The organism is Frankia nepalensis, from assembly GCF_016786325.1.
In the GTDB taxonomy this organism is placed as follows: Bacteria; Actinomycetota; Actinomycetes; order Frankiales; family Frankiaceae; genus Pseudofrankia; species Pseudofrankia nepalensis.
Genome location: NZ_JADWYU010000014.1, coordinates 1 through 1,093, shown reverse-complemented (window position 1 = coordinate 1,093; position 1,093 = coordinate 1). Strand labels below are relative to the sequence as shown.

Sequence of the window (1,093 nt, the reverse complement as noted above, 5' to 3'; positions counted from 1 at the left end):
CTAGGGCGTGTATCTGGTTGCGATCTTTTCGTGATCGATTTTCGTGGTGGTTCCTGGTCCGGTAGAGCCCCGTGTATGACGCGGGTGCAGGTCACGGACGAGGAGTGGGCGTTCATCGAGCCCTACCTGCCGGTCGGGGAGTTCGGGCCGTATCCGGCGCGGTTGCGGGAGCAGTTCGCGGGGGTGCTGTGGCGGTTTCGGACGGGTGCGCAGTGGCGGGAGGTGCCGGCGGAGTTCGGGGCGTGGTCGACGGTGCACAACCGGTTCCGGCAGTGGCGGGATGCCGGGGTGTTCGCGGCACTGCTGGAAGGGATGATCGCCGAGGCGGGACGGCGTGGGCAGGTGGATCTGTCGCTGGTCAGCGTTGACTCGACCACGGCCCGAGCCCATCACGACGCTGCCGGGATGCGTCTGGGTACCGAGGTGATCGCCGTGTTGGAGAAGGCGGCGGCCGAGGAGGAGAGGGCCCGGCAAAAGGGGGCGACGCGCAAGGACAAGACGGCCAGCGTGACCCGGAACGGGAAGCACGGAGAGCGATACGGCGCCGGCACAGGATCCGGCTGAGTGCCGCGTCGTTGGGGCGGTCCCGAGGCGGACAGACCAGCAAGATCCACCTTGCTGCCGATCGGCGATGTCGACCGTTGGCGTTCGTGCTGACCGCGGGGCAGGCCGCCGACAGCCCGCAGTTCCTGCCGGTACTGGGCGAGATCCACGTCCCCGGGCCGGCCGGCCGTCCCCGGACCCGACCCGACGCGGTCGCCGCGGACAAGGCCTACTCGTCACGGGCCAACCGGACCCACCTGCGTACCCGCGGGATCGTCGCGGTCATCCCGGAGAAGACCGACCAAACCGCCAACCGCAAGAAGAAGGGGCGGGCGGGAGGCCGGCCTGTCCGGTGTGACACCGAGCTCTACAAGGAGCGCAACACCGTCGAACGGCTGATCAACAGGCTGAAGGACTGGCGAGGGATCGCCACCCGCTACGACAAGACCCCGGGCAGCTACCTCGCCGGTCTTCAGCTACGCGCATCCATGATCTGGATCAGAGAACTCGGACAAAGCACCCAATGATCACAACCAGATACACGCCCTAG

At 67.7% G+C, this 1,093-nt stretch carries 1 pseudogene; it reads left to right on the top strand.

The annotated features are described in order from the left end of the window. Nucleotides 1–75 precede the first annotated feature (75 nt). A pseudogene (locus I6A81_RS00085) lies at nucleotides 76–1,070 on the top strand (IS5 family transposase). Nucleotides 1,071–1,093 lie beyond the last annotated feature (23 nt).